This window comes from Campylobacter concisus (genome assembly GCF_003048445.1).
GTDB classification, from domain to species: Bacteria; Campylobacterota; Campylobacteria; order Campylobacterales; family Campylobacteraceae; genus Campylobacter_A; species Campylobacter_A concisus_BF.
Window position 1 is genome coordinate 1 of record NZ_PIQW01000020.1, and the last position, 20,124, is coordinate 20,124.

Below are 20,124 nucleotides of genomic sequence, written 5' to 3' on the forward strand. Positions count from 1 at the left end.
CAAAATTTATAGATAAGAAATGTAAAAAGAATACGCAATAAAGAAGCGGAGAAGATAGGGTGGTGACATTGAATTTGACAAATTTGCGTTTGGCTACTAGAGCCACCATTTATAGATATTTTGGTAGCTAAGATAGATGCTTATTAAGATAAGCGAAGCAAAACCCTATATAAATAGGTAGGATGAAATTTATTTGACGGCATTTTTGGCTACGAAATTTATAAAATAATTAAATTTCAAGCCAAATTTACTAAATTTTGGCTCTTTTTTCTCTTGCTTTTTTGATCTTATTTTTAACTACATGAAATTTTGAAGCTGCAGCCGAGCATAGATCCTTGTAAGTAACCAAAATTTTTGACTCTTTTTTAGTGCAAATGACTGCAAAAACGCTCTCAAGGTCGATTCTCTCTTTTTGTGTTAAATTTTCCATCTATTTTCCTAGCAATTTTCTCATCTTATTGACAACAAATAATATTTCATCATCGTCAAGCTCACATAGCAGTTTGCAAACAGCAGCAGCAGCTTGTGGCTTTGAGTTTCCAAGTCTCCAGTCTTGATATGTCCTCATAGGCACGCCAAGATCTTCTGCCATTTTTGCTTGTGAAATTTTCTTACCGATATTTTTTGCCTCAACTGCATTGTGAAGCAAATTAAATATATCACTTGTTTCAATCATTGGAGAATTATACGTTATATATCATTAAATATACCTAAAATATTATATAAATAATGTAAAATAGTATATAAATATCAATATTAAGTATTAAATATACTAAAAATTATTTATAATATACGTTAAAACGTATAAAAATCTTTTAAATTCTTGAATAAAATTAGAAATTTTGGGTTTTATGTTGAAGTTAATTTTTTTATTTTGCTTTAAATTTTATTTCTTTTTACGCAAAGCTTATAATATAGGCATTAGAAAAGTTTAGTTATATAGGCTAAATATATATAAATAAATTTTTTTAACTTATATACTTGACATTGATAAACTAAAGTTGTATAATCCGCTTAGCAATTAAAAAGAAAGAGTGCTAAAAGTGAGTAAAACAAATAAACGCGATTTGATACTAAATTCTATCATTGAAGCCTATTTGCAGGACAATGCGCCTATTGGCTCAAACGAGCTTGGCTCTCGCATGAGCGTGGCGATACCAGCATCTACGATACGTGTTTATTTTAAAAAGCTTTCAGATGAGGGCGAGATCACAAAGCTTCACATTAGTGGCGGCAGGATCCCAACTATCGCTGCGATGAGGAGATATTGGAGTGAATTTTTTGGCGAAAACGACATAAATTTAGAGATAAATGATCCAAGAAGCCTAAAGATGCTCTGTGATGAGTTTGAGCTTTATTGTATGATTTTTGGCACGATCGATAAGGAGTTGCTAGAAATTTTAAATTTAAATGATAGATATTTGGTTTTAAATTTTAGCGGCGATGAGATCGTCATCAAATTTGACGCTAGGATGCATAAATTTTTAAACAACCTTATCGGAGTTAGTTTAGACAAGCTTGAGCTTATATGTTCTCAAGTTGGCTTAAGCGAACTAAAAAACAAGATAAGAGAGCTTAAAAGGACTAAAATTTACTTCCAAGAAAATGAAATTTTAGCCTTTGATATGTTTAAGGATAGACGCTTTAAGATGGTTTTTGACCCAAGTTTTAGCTTGCAGATGGACGAAAAGCTTACATTTTCTCCTATGTTTGACGAAAATTACATGGGGCTTAAATTTAAAGCAAACTACCTTGGTAGTGAGGCGCAGATGATCTGTGCTGGCAGTGTTTATACTGATTATGTGAAATTTATAAATCTAATAAAGGAGGCCGCGTGAGCGAAGAGGTAAAAGAGCAAAATCTACCTGAGGTTGAGCCTGTGCAAGAGGCAGCTAACGATAGCGTAAATTTAGATGCACTTGGCGATATCTCAAAAGTGGAGAAGCTCGAAAAAGAGCTTGGCGAGATCACTGATAAATATTACAGAGCAAATGCTGAGTTTGAAAATATCAAAAAGCGTTATGAAAAAGAGAAAGCAGACGTTGCAAGCTATGCAAATGAGAAATTTGCAAGGGACTTGCTACCTGTCATCGATGCGCTCGAGATCGCTGCAAATTTTGACCCAGAGGATGATGAATTTGCTAAAAAGATCAAAGAGGGCATTTTGATAACGATAAATCAGTTCAAGAAATGTTTTGAAAAGCATGGCGTGAGCGAGATCGCAACTGATGCCGAGTTTGACCCGAATGTGCATAACGCCGTTTTAAGGGTCGATAGCGAGGAGAAGCAGAGCGGTCAGATCGTGCAAGCTTTACAAAAAGGCTATATGATAAATGGTAGGGTTTTGCGCCCAGCTATGGTCAGTGTGGCAAACTAAATTTAAAAAATAAATCTAATAAAGGAAAAATATGTCAAAAGTTATAGGTATAGACTTAGGTACAACAAACTCTTGTGTGAGCGTTTTTGAGCGCGGCGAGAGCAAGGTTATCCCAAATAAAGAGGGCAAAAACACAACTCCATCTGTTGTTGCTTTTACAGACAAAGGTGAAATTCTAGTAGGTGACGTTGCAAAACGTCAAGCAGTTACAAACCCTGAAAAAACGATATATTCTATCAAACGTATCATGGGTTTGATGAGCAATGAAAAAAATGCTGAAGAGGCAAAGGCTCGCTTGCCATATCACGTTGTAGATAGAAATGGCGCTTGCGCGGTTGAGATCGCTGGTAAGGTCTATACTCCGCAAGAGATTTCAGCAAAAATTCTTATCAAACTAAAAGAAGACGCTGAAGCATACCTTGGCGAAAAGGTAACAGATGCGGTTATCACTGTGCCTGCATACTTTAACGATAGTCAAAGAAAGGCTACAAAAGAGGCTGGAACGATCGCAGGACTAAATGTGCTTCGTATCATCAACGAGCCAACAGCTGCGGCACTTGCTTATGGTCTTGATAAAAAAGAGGCTGAGAAAATTTTAGTTTATGACCTAGGTGGTGGTACATTCGACGTTACAGTGCTTGAAACCGGCGATAACATCGTTGAAGTTTTGGCAACTGGCGGTAATGCATTCTTAGGTGGTGATGACTTTGATAACAAGATCATCGACTGGCTAGTAAGTGAGTTTAAAAATGAAACTGGTATCGATCTAAAAGGCGATATCATGGCGCTTCAACGCTTGAAAGAAGCAGCTGAAAATGCTAAAAAAGAGCTAAGCTCAGCTCAAGAGACTGAGATAAATTTACCATTTATCACAGCTGATGCGACTGGCCCAAAACACCTTGTCAAAAAGCTAACTCGTGCTAAATTTGAAGGCATGATCGACTCACTTGTGGGCGAGACTATCACTAAGATAAATGAAGTCATCAAAGATGCAGGTCTAAGCAAGAGCGACATCAAAGAGGTCGTAATGGTCGGTGGTTCAACTCGTGTGCCACTTGTTCAAGAAGAGGTTAAAAAGGCGTTTGGCAAAGAGCTAAATAAGAGCGTAAATCCAGATGAAGTCGTAGCTATCGGTGCTGCGATCCAAGGTGCGGTTATAAAAGGCGACGTAAAAGACGTGCTACTTCTTGACGTTACTCCACTTAGCCTTGGTATCGAGACACTTGGCGGCGTGATGACTAAGATCATCGAAAAAGGTACAACCATACCAACTAAGAAAAGTCAAGTCTTCTCAACTGCTGAAGATAACCAAAGTGCCGTTACTATCATGGTTTTACAAGGTGAGCGTGAGTTTGCAAGGGATAATAAATCACTTGGTAACTTCAATCTTGAAGGCATCCCAGCAGCTCCAAGAGGTGTGCCTCAAATAGAAGTCGAATTTGATATCGACGCAAACGGAATTTTAACCGTTTCAGCGAAAGATAAAGCGACTGGCAAAGCCCAAAACATCACTATCTCAGGATCAAGCGGTCTTAGCGAAGAAGAGATAAATAACATGGTAAAAGATGCTGAGCTTCACAAAGAAGAGGATAAAAAGCGCAAAGACGCAGTAGAAGCTAGAAACCAAGCAGACGCACTAGTTCATCAAACTGAAAAGAGCATGAGCGAGCTTGGCGAGAAGGTCCCAGCTGAGGATAGAAGCAACATCGAAGCTGCGCTAAATGATCTAAAAGAGGTTCTAAAAGATGAAAACTCTTCAAAAGAGCAAATCGACGCAAAGGTAGAAGCTCTAAGCAAAGCTAGCCACAAACTAGCAGAAGCTATGTATAAAAAAGATGAAAACGCTGGCGCAAACGGCGGAAATAACAAAAAAGACGACGACGTAATCGACGCTGAAGTCGAGTAAAACTCCTAGAGCAGGGCACTTGCCTTGCTCTTTTAAATTTAACCTATAAATTTAAACTTCTAAACACTTCTTAACACACGCTCACAACATCATCTTATAAGATAAAAAGTATAAATTTCTAAAATGCAAAAATTTAGCCGTGCTCTAAAGTCAAGACTTTTTAACGATCTCTACCCATCTATCAAGCTCTTGTTGTTCTGCTTTTAGCGTGCTGCTTTCGCCGTGTCCTGGATAAAGAGTGAAGTCGCCCTCTAGCTTTTTGCACTTTTCTAAGCTTTTTATCATCTCGTTTTTGTCTGAATATGGAAAGTCCCAGCGTCCGATGCTACCTTTAAATAAAAAATCTCCACTAAAGATCGCATCATCTATCTCTATCATCGAGCAACCTGGTGTGTGCCCTGGGAAGTGATGAAATTTAAAAGAAAAGTCATCCACTACAAAGCTCTCATCGCCTTTAACCAAAACATCTGGCACAAAGGTGTTTTTCATATAGCCAAAAATGTCACTCTCACACATAAAAGCGTCAAATTTATTGATATAAACTGGGATTTTTAGCTCATTTTTTAGCTCGCTCACGTCGTAAATATGGTCAAAATGCCCATGAGTGCAAAGTATCGCCTTTAAATTTTGTGCATTTTGCAAAACCCACTCTCTCGCGCCATCACCTGGGTCTATCACCAAGCTTGAGCCATTTAGTGTGAGCACATAGCAGTTTGTGCCATATTCGCCAAAGTATTTGTGCAAAACTCTCATTTTCTACCTTAAATTTATCATTTCTTAAATATTTACATCTTTTTACTTAAACTTAAAGAAAAATTTTAAATTTAATTAGTATAATTTTTGCAAAAGGAAGCAAATTTAGGCAAAGAGACAATGAAGGGGTATCAAAAAATAGAAGAAACCTTAGTTTTTAGCTTAAAAGATAAAACTAAAGGTAAAAAACTACTATTAGGTGTAAGTGGCGGTATTGATTCTGCTGTCGTTGCGACACTTTGTGCGAGAGCAAAGCCAGATGAAACTCACGCACTCATCATGCCAACGGCATCATCAAACAGACAAAATATGGACGATGCCTTAAATTTATGTGAAAAACTAAACATAAAATATAAGGTTTTATCCATAGAGGGCATTTTAAATGCCTTTTACGAAACGATAGATGTAAATTTAAGCAATTTAAGAAAAGGGAATTTAGCAGCTAGAGTTAGAATGAGCTTGCTTTATGATTATTCATCTAGTATAAACGCTCTAGTCATCGGCACAAGCAACAAAAGTGAGCTTATGCTTGGTTATGGCACGATATTTGGGGATTTGGCATGCGCGATAAATCCTATCGGAGAGCTTTATAAGAGTGAAATTTTTGAATTTGCAAAACATCTTGGTGTTGATGAAAATTTTATCAAAAAAGCACCTTCGGCCGATCTTTGGGATGGGCAAAGTGACGAGGGCGACATAGGTTACAGCTATGCTGTCATTGATGAAATTTTACAAAATTTAGAAAATAACAAGGAGCAAGCCATCAAAAAGTTTGGATTAAAAGCGGTCTTGGATATAGAAAATAGAGTTGTGTCAAACAGGTTTAAACGACAAATGCCGTTGATAGTGAAAATTTAAAGGATTAAAGATGAGAGAAATTCCGTTTTACAAACCGACTATCACTGAGCGCGAAAGTGAGCTTATCGAAGAGGCTTTGCATTCTGAAAATGCTACTGATACGGTTGCTAAATTTGAAGAAAAGCTAAAAGAATACTTTGGTGCTAAATTTGTTATCACTACAAACAACATCGCAGCAGCGCACCATCTAGCACTAAGCGCGATGGATACAAAGCGTGGCGATAAGGTCATCTGCTCAGTAAATGCCTTCCCTAGCGTGGCTCAGGCTGTTAGACACTTTGATGCCGAGCCTATCTTTGTTGATATCGATGAAGAGGACTTTAACATCAGCCCAGAAGCCCTTGAAAAGGTGCTAAAAGAGCAAAATCACAAAAAACTAAAATGTGCTTTTATCTCACACATCGCTGGACAAAGCGCTAGGCTTGATGAGATAAAGGCTATCTGCGAAAAATATGGCATCGTCGTTTTAGATGATGCAAACCGAGGCATAGGTCTTACATATAACGGCAAAAAAATCGGTTCAGACTCGTTTTTGTCATGCTTTCAGACAAACTCACGCGTGCAAAATCCTATCTCAACAGTTGGATTTTTCACGACAAATGACGAAGAGGTCTATAAAAAAGCAAAACTACTTCGTAACTATGCCCTTGTAAATGGTATAGATAAATTTGGTAGTTTAAGCTACATCTACGACGTTGTTGATATCGGTTTAAAATATGACATAAACTCGATAAATGCGGCATTTTCTATCGCTCAGCTTGAAAAGACAGACGAGCTTATAAAACGTAGAAAAAAGATCGCTGAAATTTACGATAAAGAGCTTAAAGAGTGTCACAACATCACAACTCCAGTCAAAAAACGCGAGCACATCTACACTCAGTACATCATCAAGATAAATAAAAACCGCGACAGCTTTGCTAGAGAGCTTTTGGAGCGTGGAATTCACACTTCGCTGCACTACATACCGATACATTTGCTAAGCTATTATAAAAATAAATATTCGCTTAAAGTAAATGACTTCCCAAATGCTCTAAAAGCATATCAACAAGTCTTGTCGCTGCCTATATATCATAGTTTGAGCGACGAAGAGGTGCAATACATCTGCAGCACAGTAAAAGAAATTTCTAAATCACGTGTTTAAGAAATTTAACATCCTTTTACACTCTTGGGCGAATGACTACTTCTTTCGCCCAAATCTCTTTCAAATTTTACTAGCATTTTTCCTTTTGCCACTAAGTCTTATCTACGCTCTAGTCGTTATTTGTAAGAAATTTAGCGCTCAAAAAAAAGACTATGGTATAAAAATAATTAGCGTTGGAAACTTAACCCTTGGAGGAAGCGGCAAGACCCCACTTTGTGTCGCTATCGCTAAGAATTTCGAAGGCGCTTTTATCATCCTTAGAGGCTATAAAAGAAAGAGCAAAGGCATGCAAGTTGTCGCTCATGATGGCGAAATTTTACTTGACGTTGCAGCGAGCGGCGATGAGGCGATGATATATGCCACAAGCATCAAAAACGCAAACGTCATCGTTAGTGAAGATAGAAAAGTAGCCATAGACTACGCCAAAAAGCATGGCGCAAAGTATATTTTGCTGGATGATGGATTTTCTAAATTTGACATAGCCAAATTTGACATTTTGGTGCGCCCAAACCCCGAGCCAAAGCTAAAGCTTTGCCTGCCAAGCGGGGCTTATAGATATCCGTTTAGCTTTTATAAATTTGGTGATTTTATCGCATGTGAGGGGCAAACTCACTTTAGAAAGAGCGAAATTTTAAACAAAAGCGAAAAAATGGTGCTAGTTACCGCCATAGCAAACCCAGCCCGCCTTGAGCCATTTTTTGGCGAGTGCGTGGGGCAGGTCTTTTTCCCTGATCACTACGGCTTTTCAAAAGAAGAGCTAAGTAAAATTTTACAAACCTACGGCGCGACCTCTCTTTTGATGACGCAAAAGGACTATGTAAAGGTAAAGGACTTTGGGCTGAGAGTATCGCTTATCACGCTTGAAGTTACGCTAAGCGAGGAGTTTAAAAAGGTTTTGGCGCAGCAAATTTAAGCCCATTTTGTTATAATGAGCCACTTTTTAAAAGGAAAATTTAGATCAAAATGAGAATTTTAATCACCTCAGTCGCAAAGAAAAAAGAGGCAAAAAAACTAAGCAAAAAGCTCGTAAAAAAGGGACTTGCAGCTTGTGTGAGCAGCTTTAGCGCAAAGAGCATTTATCTTTGGCAAGAGAAGCTTTGTGATGAAAAAGAGCAAATTTTACTCATAAAAACGGACGTGAAATTTAAAAAAGTAGCTAAATTTATAAGAAAGTACCACAGCTACGAAACTCCAGAAATTTTGGCACTTAAGCCAAAAGATGTTTTTAAAAAATACGAAATTTGGATAAAAAATCAACTAAAAAAGGCAAAAAATGAGACTAACACCAACTAGAAGCGTGAAAGATGAAAAGGTAAAAAATGTAAATTTAAGCACAGCCATGCTTAGTCCAAGCTCCGCTCACGGCGGACTTTACGCGCCAAAGAAGCTACCAAAGATCACAAAGGCAAAGTGGCAAGAGCTCTCAAGCCTAAACTACGAAAAGCTCGCACTTCACATCATTTCGCTGTTTAAATTTGACGTGCCAGAGGCGTTTTTTAAAAAAGCGCTCAAGAGATATGCAAGCTTTGATGACCCAAAGCACCCAGTCATTTTTAAAAAAATAGATAAAAATTTATACGTAAATGAGCTCTATCACGGTCCAACAAGGGCATTTAAGGATATGGCGCTTCAGCCTTTTGGCTCGCTGCTTAGCCAGCTAGCAAAAGAGAGGGGCGAAAGATACCTTATCATGTGCGCAACTAGCGGCGACACGGGTCCTGCGACACTTCAAACCTTTGCAAACGATGAAAATATAAAGGTCGTTTGCCTCTATCCAGATGGCGGCACGAGCGAGGTGCAAAAGCTTCAGATGCAGACCATGCAGGGTGAAAATTTAAAGGTTTTTGGCATAAAAGGCGACTTTGACGATGCTCAAAGAGCGCTAAAAACGCTGCTTGCAAATGATAAATTTAAGGCCGAGCTTAAGAAAAAGCGCCTTAAACTAAGCGCGGCAAACTCGGTAAATTTTGGCAGAATTCTCTTTCAGATCATCTACCACGCCTACGCTTACGCAAATTTGCTAAAACAAAAGGCACTTAAAGCAAACGAGAGCTTTGACATCATCGTACCAAGTGGAAATTTCGGCAACGCACTTGGGGCGTATTACGCTAAAAAAATGGGCGCAAAGATCGGCAAGATCAAGATCGCCTCAAACGCAAACAATATCTTGACGCAGTTTTTCACCACCGGCGTTTACGACCTAAGAGACAAAAAGCTGGTTAAGACGATAAGCCCAGCAATGGATATATTGATCAGCTCAAACGTCGAGCGCTTGCTATTTGATAAATTTGGAAGCGTTAGAGCTAATGAACTCATGCAAAGCCTTGCTAAAAATAAATTTTATAAGCTTAGCAAACAAGAGCTTGAAGCGCTAAAAGAGGACTTTGAGGCTAGCTGGTGCGACGACAAAGAGTGCGAAACATACATCGCAAAGCTCGCAAAGGACGGCTACGCGATCGATCCGCATACGGCTACTTGCTTTAAAATGGTGGATGCTAGCCGAGTAAGCGTCATCACATCGACAGCGCACTGGGTGAAATTTACACCAAGCATGATCAAGGCGTGCCAGATTACAAATACAAAAGATGAAAAAGATGCGCTGGCAAAGACCGCTAAAATTTTAAATGACAGCGTGCCAAGCTCGATAAACTCACTATTTAGCGCGAAAATTTTACACAAAGATATCATAAAAGAGGACGAGATCGAAAAGTGCGTCCTAGAATGGATCGAGCGATGATAATCATCCCAGCCCGCCTTGCCTCAACAAGGTTTAGTAATAAAATTTTAAAAGAGATAAACGGCGTGCCGATGTTTGTGGCGACGGCTCTTAGGGTAAGTAGCGTGGACGATGTGGCGGTTGCTGTGGACGAGCCAAGCGTGCTGGAGATCTCTAAGGCTCATGGCATAAAAGCGGTGCTAACTAGCAAAGATCATCAAAGTGGCACTGACAGGATAAACGAAGCGGCACAAATTTTGGGGCTAAATGGGGGCGAGATCATCATAAACGTGCAAGCCGATGAGCCATTTATCGAGCCTGAAAACATCGCTAAATTTAGGGCTTTTTGCGAGCAAAATAAAGAGAAAGCCTTTATGTTTTCTTGCTACAAAAAGATGGACGATGAGTTTGCGGACGATAAAAATTTAGTCAAAGTGGTAACTGATTTTGAGGGCTACGCGCTTTATTTTTCAAGATCAAGGATACCATTTAACAGAAGCGAGTGCAAAAGCTACAAGGCGCACCTTGGCATCTACGGATACAGCGTAAAGAGCCTAAAAGAGTTTTGCGGCCTCTTGCCTTCAAGCCTTGAAAACACCGAGAAACTCGAGCAGCTGCGCGCCCTAGAAAATGGCAAAAAGATAGCGATGCTAGAGGTTGAAAGTCAAAGTATCGGCATCGATAGCGAAGAGGACTATCAAAGAGCGCTTGCTAAATTTGGCAAATGAGCCTAAATTTGCTCTGCTGTGGCGTCTTTGCTATGGCAGAGTAAAAACTGAGTTTTTATAAATTTGGGTAATGGTTGGCTGATTTTTTGTATTTGATTTTGTGGTCTTGTTCGTCGCTTGCTTGCACGTGGTTTTATTTAAGTTCTAGCTGTGTTATTGGTTAAATTTGCTACGAATTTCATATTTTTAAATTTATTTGAATAATTTTGTCTATTTGCTGAGATGTTCTAAATTGCAAACTTGACTGAAGTTTTTTGATCTCGTGGTCTTGTCCGCACGTTGTTTGGCAAAAAATTGATTAAATTTTAGTTGCGTTGCTACCTTGGTGCAAAGCTAAATTTAGCTTCTATTTCTATTTGTTGGCATATTTTAAAATTTAATAAATTTAAGATGATCGCTTGAGCGAGGTTTTTATCTTTGGCTTTCAGTCTTGTTTAGACGTGATATTGAGCGAAATTTTATTAAATTTCGGTTGTTTTACTATCCTATAACCAAACCAAATTTAAAAATTTTGATAGTTTTTTGCTTTTGTGATTTTACTCACGTTACCGAATGATATAAATTTGATAGCCAAAATTCGCTTCTTTGTCGCTTTCGTAGCTGGTTGTAAAGTCTGCAAAACCTAGAGAAATTTAGCTGATAAATTTACAAATTCCAGCTAAATTTGCTTTAAAATCTAAATTTTCTCAAGCTTTGCTATGAAATTTTTAGCATTTATAAAGCCGATCGTTCTAAGTGCTTTTTGCTCTTCGCCACCTTTAAATAGCAAAAGTGCAGGCGGATCGATGAGTCCAAAATTTCTTAACATCTCATCATTTTGCGTCCCACCACTTGTCACGTCGATGCGAATGAGCGTAAAATTTGCCAAAGCATTTTTAACGCCAGCATCTTTAAAAGTGATATGCTCTATCTCTTTGCAGCTCGCGCACCAGTCGGCATAAAAATCCACAAGTACTGGCTTGCTTGAGCTTTTTATCATCTCATTTAGCTCGTTTAAATTTCTAGCTTGTTTGAAATTTAGTTCGCTCTCGTTTTTGGCTAAATTTAGCCCAGAAAGCGGCGAAAACGCATCTTTTGAGCCTAAAAATGCGCCAATTACTAGCATGAATGAGTATATAAAAGCTAGCACGCAAAGTGCTTTTTTAAATTTAGCCCAGCCGCTATTTGCTGCCTCAAACGCCCCAAGATAAATGGCTGCAAAGACGCCTATGACGCCATAACCAAGTAGCTCAAAAAATGCTCCAAGCACGCGTGCAAGGATCCAAACGGCCATGATGAGCATCAAAAAGCCAAAGAGTTTTTTAATTTCATCCATCCAGCCGCCAGGTCTTGGCAAGAGTTTGCCAGAGCTTAGCCCTATCACAAGAAGCGGTGCGCCCATGCCTAGTCCCATGACAAAAAGCATGATGCCCCCATAAATGGCGTCTCCACTTTGCGCGATGTAAAGAAGTGCGCCAGCTAGCGGTGCTGCCACGCATGGCGAGACTATGAGCGCAGAGGCAAAGCCCATGATGAAAACGCCGATGAGGCCTGAGCTGTTTTGTGACTTTTTGCTGATCAAGTTTTCAAATTTAGAGGGCAGTTTGATGTCGTAAAATCCAAACATACTAAAGCTTAAGATGACAAAAATAGCCGCAAAAGCGCCAAGCACGTAGATGTTTTGGAGTGCCCCTGCGATGCCAAAGCCAAGTAGGCTTGCTCCAACGCCAGCAAGCGCGTAAGCAAGGCTCATCGCAACGACATAGACTAGCGAGAGCAAGAAGCCTTTTTTGGCATTTAGGCTGCCGCTCTTTGAGACGATGATGCTTGATAAGATCGGTATCATCGGAAAGACGCAAGGTGTGAGCGAGAGCAAGAGGCCGTAGCCAAAAAATGTCGCAAGTGAGATGAAAAAGTTTTTGCTGCTTAGCTCATTTGCGATGCTTTGATCTTCTGAAAGTTCGGTAAATTCAGGATTTGTTTCGTCTTTTTGCTCTTTTTCAAAGGCTATGATGCTAAATTTGCCAAATTTCTCAAAGATGTCATAAATTTTAGTTTGCGGGCGGTAACAGATGCCATTTTTAGCACAACCTTGATAGCTTAAATTTAGCCTAGTATTGCCGTTTTTAAGATGCTCTTTTACTAAATTTAGTGGGATGAATAGCGAAAAATCTTTTGGATAAATTTCGTATTCGCCGGTGTTTTCGCTCTTTGGCATATTTAAGAGGCTGTTTATCTTCTCTTCGCCAAGCTTGACCTCAAAGCTATCTTTATAAAGGTAGATATTTTCGCCAAATTTAAACTTGATCTCCGCGCCTTGTTCATCGATACTTGGGCTTAAAACAAACGCCTTACTAACGTCTAAAACCTCGGCAAAAAGCGAGCCTGCAAACAAAATGAGAGAAAAAATAAATTTAAAAAACATGCTAATCCTTGCTAAATTAAAAGAGATGATTTTAGTCTAAATTCTTAAATTTATTCTATTTTATAGTAAAATCGTGAAAAAGCGTGAAATTTTTAAAAGGAGCGATGATGTCAAAAGATAAAAAGCACCAAAAGAGCGATAAACTTGGCTACGAAGAAGAGCTAAGACTGCTTCAGATAGAACTTTTAAAATTCCAAAATCATGTCAAAGACAAGGGTCTTAGAGTGCTTATGCTAATGGAGGGTCGAGACGCAGCTGGCAAGGGTGGCACGATAAAGCGCTTAACTGAGCATCTAAACCCGCGTGGTTGCCGTATCGTGGCACTTACAAAGCCAAGTGATGTCGAGAAGACGCAGTGGTACTTTCAAAGATATGTGACACATCTGCCAAGCGCTGGCGAGATAGTGATCTTTGATAGAAGCTGGTACAACAGGGCTGGTGTAGAGCCAGTTATGGGCTTTTGCACGCAGGCTGAGCATAAAGAATTTTTGCGTGAGGTGCCAAAATTTGAAGAGATGATCATAAACTCAGGCATCATTTTCTTTAAAATTTACCTCTCGATCACAAAAGAGGAGCAAAAAAAGCGCTTCAAAGAGCGCCTAAACGACCCGCTAAAGCAGTTTAAGATCTCTCCAGTAGATCAAAAAGCGCAAGAGCTTTGGGATCAGTACTCCATCGCCAAATACTCTATGCTACTTGCCTCTCACAACAGCATCTCGCCGTGGGTGATCGTATCAAGTGATAATAAAAAAGAGGCTAGGCTAAATGTCTTTAAATTTATCCTAACTCATGTCGAGTATCCAAAAAAGATAGATGAGTATCTAAAATACGATAAAAGTGTCGTGAGAGATGGAAGCGAGGAGATCAAGCGCATAGAAGAGGGGCTAAATAAGGATAAGCTAAAGAGCATAGACTAAATTTATTTGGGCTTGGCTGTAAATTTGGGCTTTAAATTTACGGTCAAGTTTTGCTAAAGCCACCACATAAGTTTTGCCAGAATAACCATTATCAGACAAAGCACAAGAGCTATAAGATGTGAAAATTTACCAAATGGATCTGGCTTTTTTAAGATAGTGACATTAAAAACAGAGATGAAAGTGATAAGACACATTAAAAGCAAAACCGCGATCTTTGCTAGCAAAAGCTTTTGAAAGTTGCTCTGCCACCAACCATGCTCGCCTCCAAGATAGTCCTTTGCCATATATGCCCCACTTATCAAAAGTAGTAAAAACGCTGTGCCAAAAACCTTTGCACTGCCTTTCGTATAGGCTTTTTTGACAGCTTCAAGAGTTTGAGGACTTATCGTTTTTTTAGCAAATGGATATATACAAACATCAAAAAATACATAACCTATAAAGATAATGGCACAAACTAAATGCGTAATAAGAGAAAAAAGATACATTTTTTGCCTTTTTTGTTTGGCATTATATAAATTTCATTAGTTATATTTGCTGATTTTGATTAAGCATTGAGAAGTTTAGAAGATCCGAGCGAAGGCTCGCTCGGATAAATGTTTTTAGAAGCTATATTTTGCTTCAAATCTGATACGATTTTGTTTGTAGCTTTCGCCATCTTTTTTATCTTTAGCAGCTGCATACCAAGAAAGGAATGTAAGTTTTTTGCTGTATTTGTAGCTAGCGTCAAGAGACCATTCGTCTCTTTTTGCTCTATCTTTGCCAAGAGCCCAGCTATGACCTTTACCTTTTGTATATCCAGCACCAAAGCCAAATTTATCTATGCTGTATCCACCATTAACAAACCAGTAGTCGTTATTTCCTTTAATATGGTTATAGAATTGTGATGAACCTGCCATTCCACCATTTAGGATTTTTGCTGGATTGATTAGATCGCCATTTCCATCAAGTGTTACAAATGATGCCTTGCCTTTATTTTTTGCATCACTATCTTTGTTTTTAGCATCAAAGTCTAGGTAACCAGCATTAAATTTAGCACCATATGCTTTTAGACCAGCTTGAACTGCCCAGAAATTTGCATCAGCTACATTTTTATTGTCTGATTCATTATGAACATATTGAGCTTTACCATTGATGCTTACATCATCATTTACATTAAAGTCTAGGCCAGCATCTGCACCATAGAGTGCAGCAACTTCAGAAACATTTGCAATAGCTATTTTAAAAGAAAGTGGATCATAACTTCCAAGAGCTGCTAAATAATAGATATTTGCAGATGAATCACTAAAAGTATTTGAAGTAGTTAAAGTTTTTACTAACGGACCGTTTGTGTCTATATTCTTAGCATCTGTACCATCATCTTCTTCTAATGCATCAAAAGCTGCTGCGGCTAGAGTAAGACCTGAAACATCAGTATTTATTACTTTAAGACCTGTGCCAGCTATATCTTTATTATCATAAAAAGTTCCTAACTTTTGTTTACCAGCTGTGACAGTAGTATTGCCTACTTTATAGCCTAGATACATCTCGTAAACACCAAATGCTCCAGTCGTATTTGTTTTGTCTGTTCCAGCAGTTGCATCACCTGAGTTATCTTTAGCTTGATATCTTAAATTTAAAACACCAAAAAAGTTATCATCGATCGCAGCTTTAAATGCTGTTTGCATTCTAAATGTATGATTTGCACTGTGTTTTTTAGTAGGAATTGCTATGCTGTTTTTAATATTATCATTTGTATAACGATATCTAGCAAATCCTGAAAGATCTACGTTTTTTATAGCTTCTTCAAGCGGAGTTGCACTTGCAACACTTGAAAATACACTTAAAGCAACCAAAGCAGCTAAGCTAACTTTTGTAAGTTTCATCTAAATCTCCTTTTGATAAATATGTTTTGAAAGAATATTATCATAGAAAATTAATTTCATTGCTTAAATTTCGTTAAAAATTTCAAAAATTATTACCGATCGTTTACCAAATTAAGATAATAAGATAAGATTTGTCTTTAAAAATTTGAGTTTATTTGAAGTTAAAAGATGAGAATTTATATCTCATCAGTTAAATTTAGCCGTTGTTTTTGGCCTGCGCCTCTTCGCGCTCTTTCTTTTGTCTTATGGCGGCTTCTTTTTGGATATTTTTTTGCTGAGTGACAAAGATATGCTCTTCAAGCGTGACTAGCTGAAAGATGCCCTCAAAGATCTTGATCTCTTTTACGTAGCCTATCACTTTTACCTCTCTTTTTCTACTCTCTTCAAACCTTGCTTGTGCGTCAAATTCGACCACATCGCCAAGTTTGAGCGGTCCAAAGAAATTTATCCTAGCACCGATGCTAACGCAAAATTCTTCATTTATAGCTAAAAGTGCTGCGTAGTTTGCCCCCATGAAGACAAAACCGCTATGTATGAGCCCCTCAGCATCGCTCACCATATCAGCTGTGGTAAAAAATCTAGTTTTTGCGTGATTTTTCTCAAGCAAAAATGCCGTTCCACTAAAATTTAGCTTCGTCAAAGGTGCTGTTTTTATCTCGTTTCTTAGCGGGTTTTCGTCCTCTGGGAGGATTATTTGTGATTCGTCTTTTGCTTCAAAAATATTTTCATCTGCCATATTTATCCTTAAATTTTAACTCTTACATAGGCTCTTTTTGGAGCTGGGTAGCCCTCGATGGTCTTTGTGCTGTCATCTGGGTCTAAGAAATTTACAAGACTCTCTCCGTCTATCCACTGTGTTTTTCGCTGTTCGTTTAGATCAGTCGCCTTTGTCTCAAGCAGGGTAAAATCCTTAAATTTAGCCCTCTCACACCAGTTGCAAAGCGCGCTAAGCGTTGGCACAAAGTAGATATTTGGAATTTTTGAGTACCTATCTTTTGGGCTAAGTGCAAAGTCGCCATCCATATCTATATACATCGTATCTAAAAATAGCTCGCCGCCTGGATTTAGCGCGGTTTTTAGCTCTTTTAGCATCTTTATAGGATCACTTCTATGGTATATCACACCAAGGCAAAAAATGGTGTCAAATTTCGCTGCGTATTCTGGCAAGCTCTCTACCCCAAGAAGCTCATAGTTGATATTTGAGCGGATAAATTTATTTAAAAACTTAAACTGTAAATATGTATGCACGCTAGGATCAAAGCCAGTTATGCTTTTTGGGCCGTACCCAAGCATCTTAAACATATAATATCCATTGTTACAACCCACATCAGCCACGCACTTGCCAGCTAAATTTAGATGCGGGGCAAGGATATTAAATTTAATAAAACTTTGCCACTCGCTATCTATATATATATCATCAAGTAAAAATGGCCCTTTTCGCCAAGGCTTTAGGCTAAGGGCGAGGTTGTAGATTTCATCTTTTTTAGCTTGGTCTAAATTTTTAAATTTGACATTTACGCTATCAGAGAGGCTAAATTCGCAATCAAAATTTGCTAAATTTTCTATTTTATTTAAAATTTGCTTTTGCTGCTCGTTAAATTTGCTAAGATCCACGCTATTTCCAGTCGACGATGTTGTGCGGACACTCTTTTTGGTAGGTACCAGTCGCGTCATAATACTCTTTACAATCATTATAATATTGAGTCGAAACTCCACGCTCATTCATATAAAGACAACCGTTGCAAAATAGCGCTATAAAGCCTAAAAATATAATCTTTTTCATGTGGCGGATTTTATCATAAATAAAAATTTTATGCTAGAATAGCAGGCAGTTTTAGAGCCAAGTTTGGCTAAGATTAAGCAAAAAGGCATTTTATGCAAAGAAGAGATTTTTTTAAATTCAGTAGTTTTTTAGGTGCAGCAAGTCTGCTTCCAAGTGTCACTCTAGCTAGCGACGAGCCAGCAAACCCAGTAGTTAGAAATTTCGACGTAAATTTCAAACATTTCTTACTTGAAAAGGGTAAAAGCTCAAGAATTTGGCTACCGCTCCCACTAAGCACCACTTATCAGCAACTAACCCAAGACTACGTCATAAATACAACAGCCAAAAACGTCTATATCTCAGACACGCTAATACCTACAATGTATGGCGAATTTGAAGAAAACGAGCAAAGACCTATTTTAAATATCCAGTTTAAAATTCAAACAACAGAGCGCAATACCGACTTTAGCAAGGTAAATTACGATCCAAATGAGAAGGTCGATCCTGCGATTTTGGAGTTTTTAAAACCAACTTCACACATCCCGACTGACGGCGTCGTAAGAGCAAAAGCGCTAGAGATTATCGGCAATACTAAAGGCGATTTGGAGCGTGCAAAAGCGATCTATACGTGGGTTGCAAACACTATGCAGCGTGATAATAGCATCCTTGGATGTGGCACAGGCGATGTTAAAGCCATACTAGAAAGTGGCAAACTTGTTGGCAAATGCACCGACATAAACTCAGTTTTTGTGGGACTTTGCAGATCAGTTGGCATCCCTGCAAGAGAAATTTTTGGTATCAGGGTTGGTCAGTCTAGATTTTCAGATCAGATGGGTAGCGCAAAAGACGGTGTGGCTAAAATTTCAGGCGGACAGCACTGCAGGGCTGAGTTTTATCTAAAAGGCTATGGTTGGATACCGGTTGATCCAGCTGACGTTACAAAGGTAAGACTGGGCGAGAAATTAACAAACGACGACGCTAAGATCAAAGCTGTTAGGGACTATTGCTTTGGCAACTGGGAGATGTGCTGGATAGGCTTTAACTACGGACGCGACTTTATCTTAAAGCCAACCCCAGAGCAAACTCCGCTAAACAACTTTGGCTATCCATACGCTGAAGTCGATGGCAACACACAAAACTACTATTCGCCAAAAGAATTTAGCTACGACTACGTCTCAACAGAGCTAAAATGAGAGCCTTTTGGCTGATACTAACATCCATAGGTAGTGCTATCGGCGCTACCTTGTGCTGCTTGCCGGCACTTCTTTTCTTGCTTTTTGGCACATCTTTTTCATTTCTATCTTGGACACAAAATTTATACGAGTACCGCGTCCCTTTAAGCGTCGTGGCAGTCATTTGCTTTGTGATCTCTGGTGTGGCTCTATTTTACAAGCCAAAAAGCTGCAACCTAAGCTATAAAAAGAAAAAATGGATACTTATATATATACTTTTTGGAGTGATTTTGCTTTTACTCCTTACATATCCGGAGCTTTTAGGAGAAATTTATGCGTAAAATTTTAGTTTTAGCCCTTCTTGCACTTAGTTGCTACGCTGAGAAAACGATAGAAATTTCAGTACCCAGCATGCACTGTCCGCTTTGCACGGCGATAGTAAGAAAGGCCGCACTTAGCGTTGAGGGCGTAAAAAAGGCAGACGTATCGCTAAAAGAGCGAAAAGCTGTCGTTGTAGCAGATGACAAGGTCGATGAAAAAGAGCTTTTAAAGGCGGTCGATGCGACTGGCTATAAGGGCGAGATAAAATAAATTTAAAGGAGGCAAATATGTCAAAGAGCGAAGTTCTAACGAAATTTGAGACACTTGCAGCGATACCGCACTGCAGTTATGAGACTGATAAGATGCGTGATTTTTTAGCTGATTTTGCAAGAGATAAGGGCTGTGAGGTCGTGGTCGATAGCTTTGGCAACGTTCATGCATTCAAAGGCAAGCCAAAAATTTGCTTGCAGAGCCACTACGATATGGTCTGCATGGGCGATGCGCCAAAGATCGAGATAGTTTATGGCGATGATGGCTATATGAGGGCTAAAAACTCATCTTTAGGTGCAGATAACGGCATAGGCGTGGCTATCATGATGCAGATGATAAGCGAATTTGACGACATAGAGTGTCTCTTTACAAACAACGAAGAGGTCGGCATGGTCGGAGCTGCTGGCTTTAGCGGCGATCTAAAAGCCGATAAGCTTTTAAATTTAGACAGTGAAGAAGACGACCGCGTCACTATCGGCTGCGCTGGCGGTGTAAATTTATTTGCTACTATCTCGCTTAATAGCAAAAAAACAAAAGAGAGCACGCTTTATGAAATAAAAGTGAGCGGCCTACCTGGCGGACACTCTGGCAATGAGATACATAAAAATATCCCAAATGCGATCAAGGTTTTGGCTACATTTGTCACTAAAAATGGCTGCAGGCTTGTTAAATTTGAAGGTGGCGAGCGAAGCAACTCTATCCCAAGTGGCGCAACTGCGCTAGTTTTAAGCGATAAAGAGCTAAAGAGCGAGTGTGAGAATTTAAGCGTGAAAAAGCTTAGCACGGGAGATGAAATTTTAGAAAATGGCGAGAAAATTTTAGCTCTTATCAACTCATTTTCACAAGGCGTAAGAGCCTACAACTGCGAGTTAGGCATCCCACAAGATAGCGTCAATCTCTCACTTGCAAAGATCAAAGACGACGGCACGCTTGAAGT

The 20,124-nt window shown here is 38.9% G+C and carries 23 protein-coding genes; 14 read left to right on the forward strand and 9 right to left on the reverse strand.

Annotated elements, in window-relative coordinates:
* Positions 1–250 precede the first annotated feature (250 nt).
* Both CVT14_RS10205 and CVT14_RS10210 read right to left on the reverse strand, forming a co-directional pair.
* Positions 251–430, reverse strand: a complete 180-nt coding sequence (locus tag CVT14_RS10205; protein WP_087580935.1) for a hypothetical protein — start codon at positions 428–430, stop codon at positions 251–253.
* Entirely contained in the window at positions 431–676 is a 246-nt protein-coding gene (locus CVT14_RS10210) for a DNA-binding protein (protein ID WP_009294123.1), read from the reverse strand.
* A 367-nt stretch (positions 677–1,043) separates the two neighbouring features.
* Between CVT14_RS10210 and CVT14_RS10215 the strand changes: the two genes are divergently transcribed.
* The 3 genes from CVT14_RS10215 to dnaK are packed head-to-tail and all read left to right on the forward strand — an operon-like array spanning position 1,044 to position 4,283.
* Positions 1,044–1,838, forward strand: coding sequence for an HrcA family transcriptional regulator (locus tag CVT14_RS10215; RefSeq protein WP_107850289.1), 795 nt, complete (start codon positions 1,044–1,046; stop codon positions 1,836–1,838).
* Complete coding sequence (grpE, locus tag CVT14_RS10220; RefSeq protein WP_103616476.1) at positions 1,835–2,377, forward strand: nucleotide exchange factor GrpE; 543 nt, start codon at positions 1,835–1,837, stop codon at positions 2,375–2,377. Before CVT14_RS10215 ends, grpE begins: the two co-directional genes overlap by 4 nt.
* 31 nt (positions 2,378–2,408) lie before the next feature.
* Positions 2,409–4,283: a molecular chaperone DnaK gene (gene dnaK, locus CVT14_RS10225; RefSeq protein ID WP_107850278.1), complete on the forward strand. Its 1,875-nt coding sequence runs from the start codon at positions 2,409–2,411 to the stop codon at positions 4,281–4,283.
* 150 nt (positions 4,284–4,433) lie between these two features.
* Here dnaK and CVT14_RS10230 read toward each other — a convergent pair whose 3' ends face one another.
* Entirely contained in the window at positions 4,434–5,036 is a 603-nt protein-coding gene (locus CVT14_RS10230) for an MBL fold metallo-hydrolase (protein ID WP_107850279.1), read from the reverse strand.
* A 120-nt stretch (positions 5,037–5,156) separates the two neighbouring features.
* Between CVT14_RS10230 and CVT14_RS10235 the strand changes: the two genes are divergently transcribed.
* From CVT14_RS10235 to kdsB, 6 genes are read left to right on the forward strand one after another with little or no spacing between them, the layout of a single operon-like run.
* Entirely contained in the window at positions 5,157–5,894 is a 738-nt protein-coding gene (locus tag CVT14_RS10235; RefSeq protein ID WP_103557929.1) for an NAD+ synthase, read from the forward strand.
* 10 nt (positions 5,895–5,904) lie between these two features.
* Positions 5,905–7,035, forward strand: coding sequence for a DegT/DnrJ/EryC1/StrS family aminotransferase (locus CVT14_RS10240; protein ID WP_107850280.1), 1,131 nt, complete (start codon positions 5,905–5,907; stop codon positions 7,033–7,035).
* Positions 7,028–7,948: a tetraacyldisaccharide 4'-kinase gene (locus CVT14_RS10245; protein WP_107850281.1), complete on the forward strand. Its 921-nt coding sequence runs from the start codon at positions 7,028–7,030 to the stop codon at positions 7,946–7,948. Before CVT14_RS10240 ends, CVT14_RS10245 begins: the two co-directional genes overlap by 8 nt.
* Positions 7,949–7,998: 50 nt before the next feature.
* A complete protein-coding gene (gene cutA, locus CVT14_RS11125; RefSeq protein WP_107850282.1) occupies positions 7,999–8,328 on the forward strand; it encodes a divalent cation tolerance protein CutA in 330 nt (109 codons plus the stop codon).
* Entirely contained in the window at positions 8,309–9,772 is a 1,464-nt protein-coding gene (gene thrC, locus CVT14_RS10255; RefSeq protein ID WP_107850283.1) for a threonine synthase, read from the forward strand. Before cutA ends, thrC begins: the two co-directional genes overlap by 20 nt.
* Positions 9,769–10,479, forward strand: coding sequence for a 3-deoxy-manno-octulosonate cytidylyltransferase (gene kdsB, locus CVT14_RS10260; protein WP_107850284.1), 711 nt, complete (start codon positions 9,769–9,771; stop codon positions 10,477–10,479). The genes thrC and kdsB overlap by 4 nt, the downstream gene beginning before the upstream one ends.
* Before the next feature lie 676 nt (positions 10,480–11,155).
* On the opposite strand, the gene dsbD is transcribed toward kdsB, so the two are convergent.
* Positions 11,156–12,883: a protein-disulfide reductase DsbD gene (gene dsbD, locus CVT14_RS10265; RefSeq protein ID WP_021090138.1), complete on the reverse strand. Its 1,728-nt coding sequence runs from the start codon at positions 12,881–12,883 to the stop codon at positions 11,156–11,158.
* 107 nt (positions 12,884–12,990) lie between these two features.
* Between dsbD and ppk2 the strand changes: the two genes are divergently transcribed.
* Complete coding sequence (ppk2, locus tag CVT14_RS10270; RefSeq protein WP_002942696.1) at positions 12,991–13,800, forward strand: polyphosphate kinase 2; 810 nt, start codon at positions 12,991–12,993, stop codon at positions 13,798–13,800.
* Positions 13,801–13,853: 53 nt separating this feature from the next.
* Here the strand turns inward: ppk2 and CVT14_RS10275 are convergent, their stop codons facing one another.
* From CVT14_RS10275 to CVT14_RS10920, 5 genes are all read right to left on the reverse strand, one after another.
* The gene (locus tag CVT14_RS10275; protein ID WP_021090139.1) at positions 13,854–14,285 is read right to left on the reverse strand and encodes a hypothetical protein; all 432 of its coding nucleotides are present in this window, start codon (positions 14,283–14,285) and stop codon (positions 13,854–13,856) included.
* 114 nt (positions 14,286–14,399) lie between these two features.
* Positions 14,400–15,662, reverse strand: a complete 1,263-nt coding sequence (locus CVT14_RS10280; protein WP_021090152.1) for a major outer membrane protein — start codon at positions 15,660–15,662, stop codon at positions 14,400–14,402.
* 196 nt (positions 15,663–15,858) lie between these two features.
* Positions 15,859–16,398 carry a thioesterase gene (locus CVT14_RS10285; protein ID WP_012140023.1) on the reverse strand — a complete coding sequence of 180 codons (540 nt, stop codon included), beginning with the start codon at positions 16,396–16,398 and terminating at the stop codon, positions 15,859–15,861.
* An 8-nt stretch (positions 16,399–16,406) separates the two neighbouring features.
* Positions 16,407–17,276: a tRNA 5-methoxyuridine(34)/uridine 5-oxyacetic acid(34) synthase CmoB gene (gene cmoB / locus CVT14_RS10290; RefSeq protein ID WP_107850285.1), complete on the reverse strand. Its 870-nt coding sequence runs from the start codon at positions 17,274–17,276 to the stop codon at positions 16,407–16,409.
* A gap of 1 nt (position 17,277) precedes the next feature.
* Positions 17,278–17,445, reverse strand: coding sequence for a hypothetical protein (locus tag CVT14_RS10920; RefSeq protein ID WP_002942642.1), 168 nt, complete (start codon positions 17,443–17,445; stop codon positions 17,278–17,280).
* 92 nt (positions 17,446–17,537) lie between these two features.
* Between CVT14_RS10920 and CVT14_RS10295 the strand changes: the two genes are divergently transcribed.
* From CVT14_RS10295 to CVT14_RS10310, 4 genes are all read left to right on the forward strand, one after another.
* Positions 17,538–18,617 carry a transglutaminase-like domain-containing protein gene (locus CVT14_RS10295; RefSeq protein WP_107850286.1) on the forward strand — a complete coding sequence of 360 codons (1,080 nt, stop codon included), beginning with the start codon at positions 17,538–17,540 and terminating at the stop codon, positions 18,615–18,617.
* Positions 18,614–18,937: a hypothetical protein gene (locus tag CVT14_RS10300; RefSeq protein ID WP_009294140.1), complete on the forward strand. Its 324-nt coding sequence runs from the start codon at positions 18,614–18,616 to the stop codon at positions 18,935–18,937. The genes CVT14_RS10295 and CVT14_RS10300 overlap by 4 nt, the downstream gene beginning before the upstream one ends.
* The gene (locus tag CVT14_RS10305; protein ID WP_107850287.1) at positions 18,930–19,187 is read left to right on the forward strand and encodes a heavy-metal-associated domain-containing protein; all 258 of its coding nucleotides are present in this window, start codon (positions 18,930–18,932) and stop codon (positions 19,185–19,187) included. Before CVT14_RS10300 ends, CVT14_RS10305 begins: the two co-directional genes overlap by 8 nt.
* Positions 19,188–19,204: 17 nt before the next feature.
* Positions 19,205–20,124: M28 family peptidase (locus tag CVT14_RS10310; protein ID WP_107850288.1), on the forward strand; the 920-nt coding region annotated here is incomplete at its 3' end.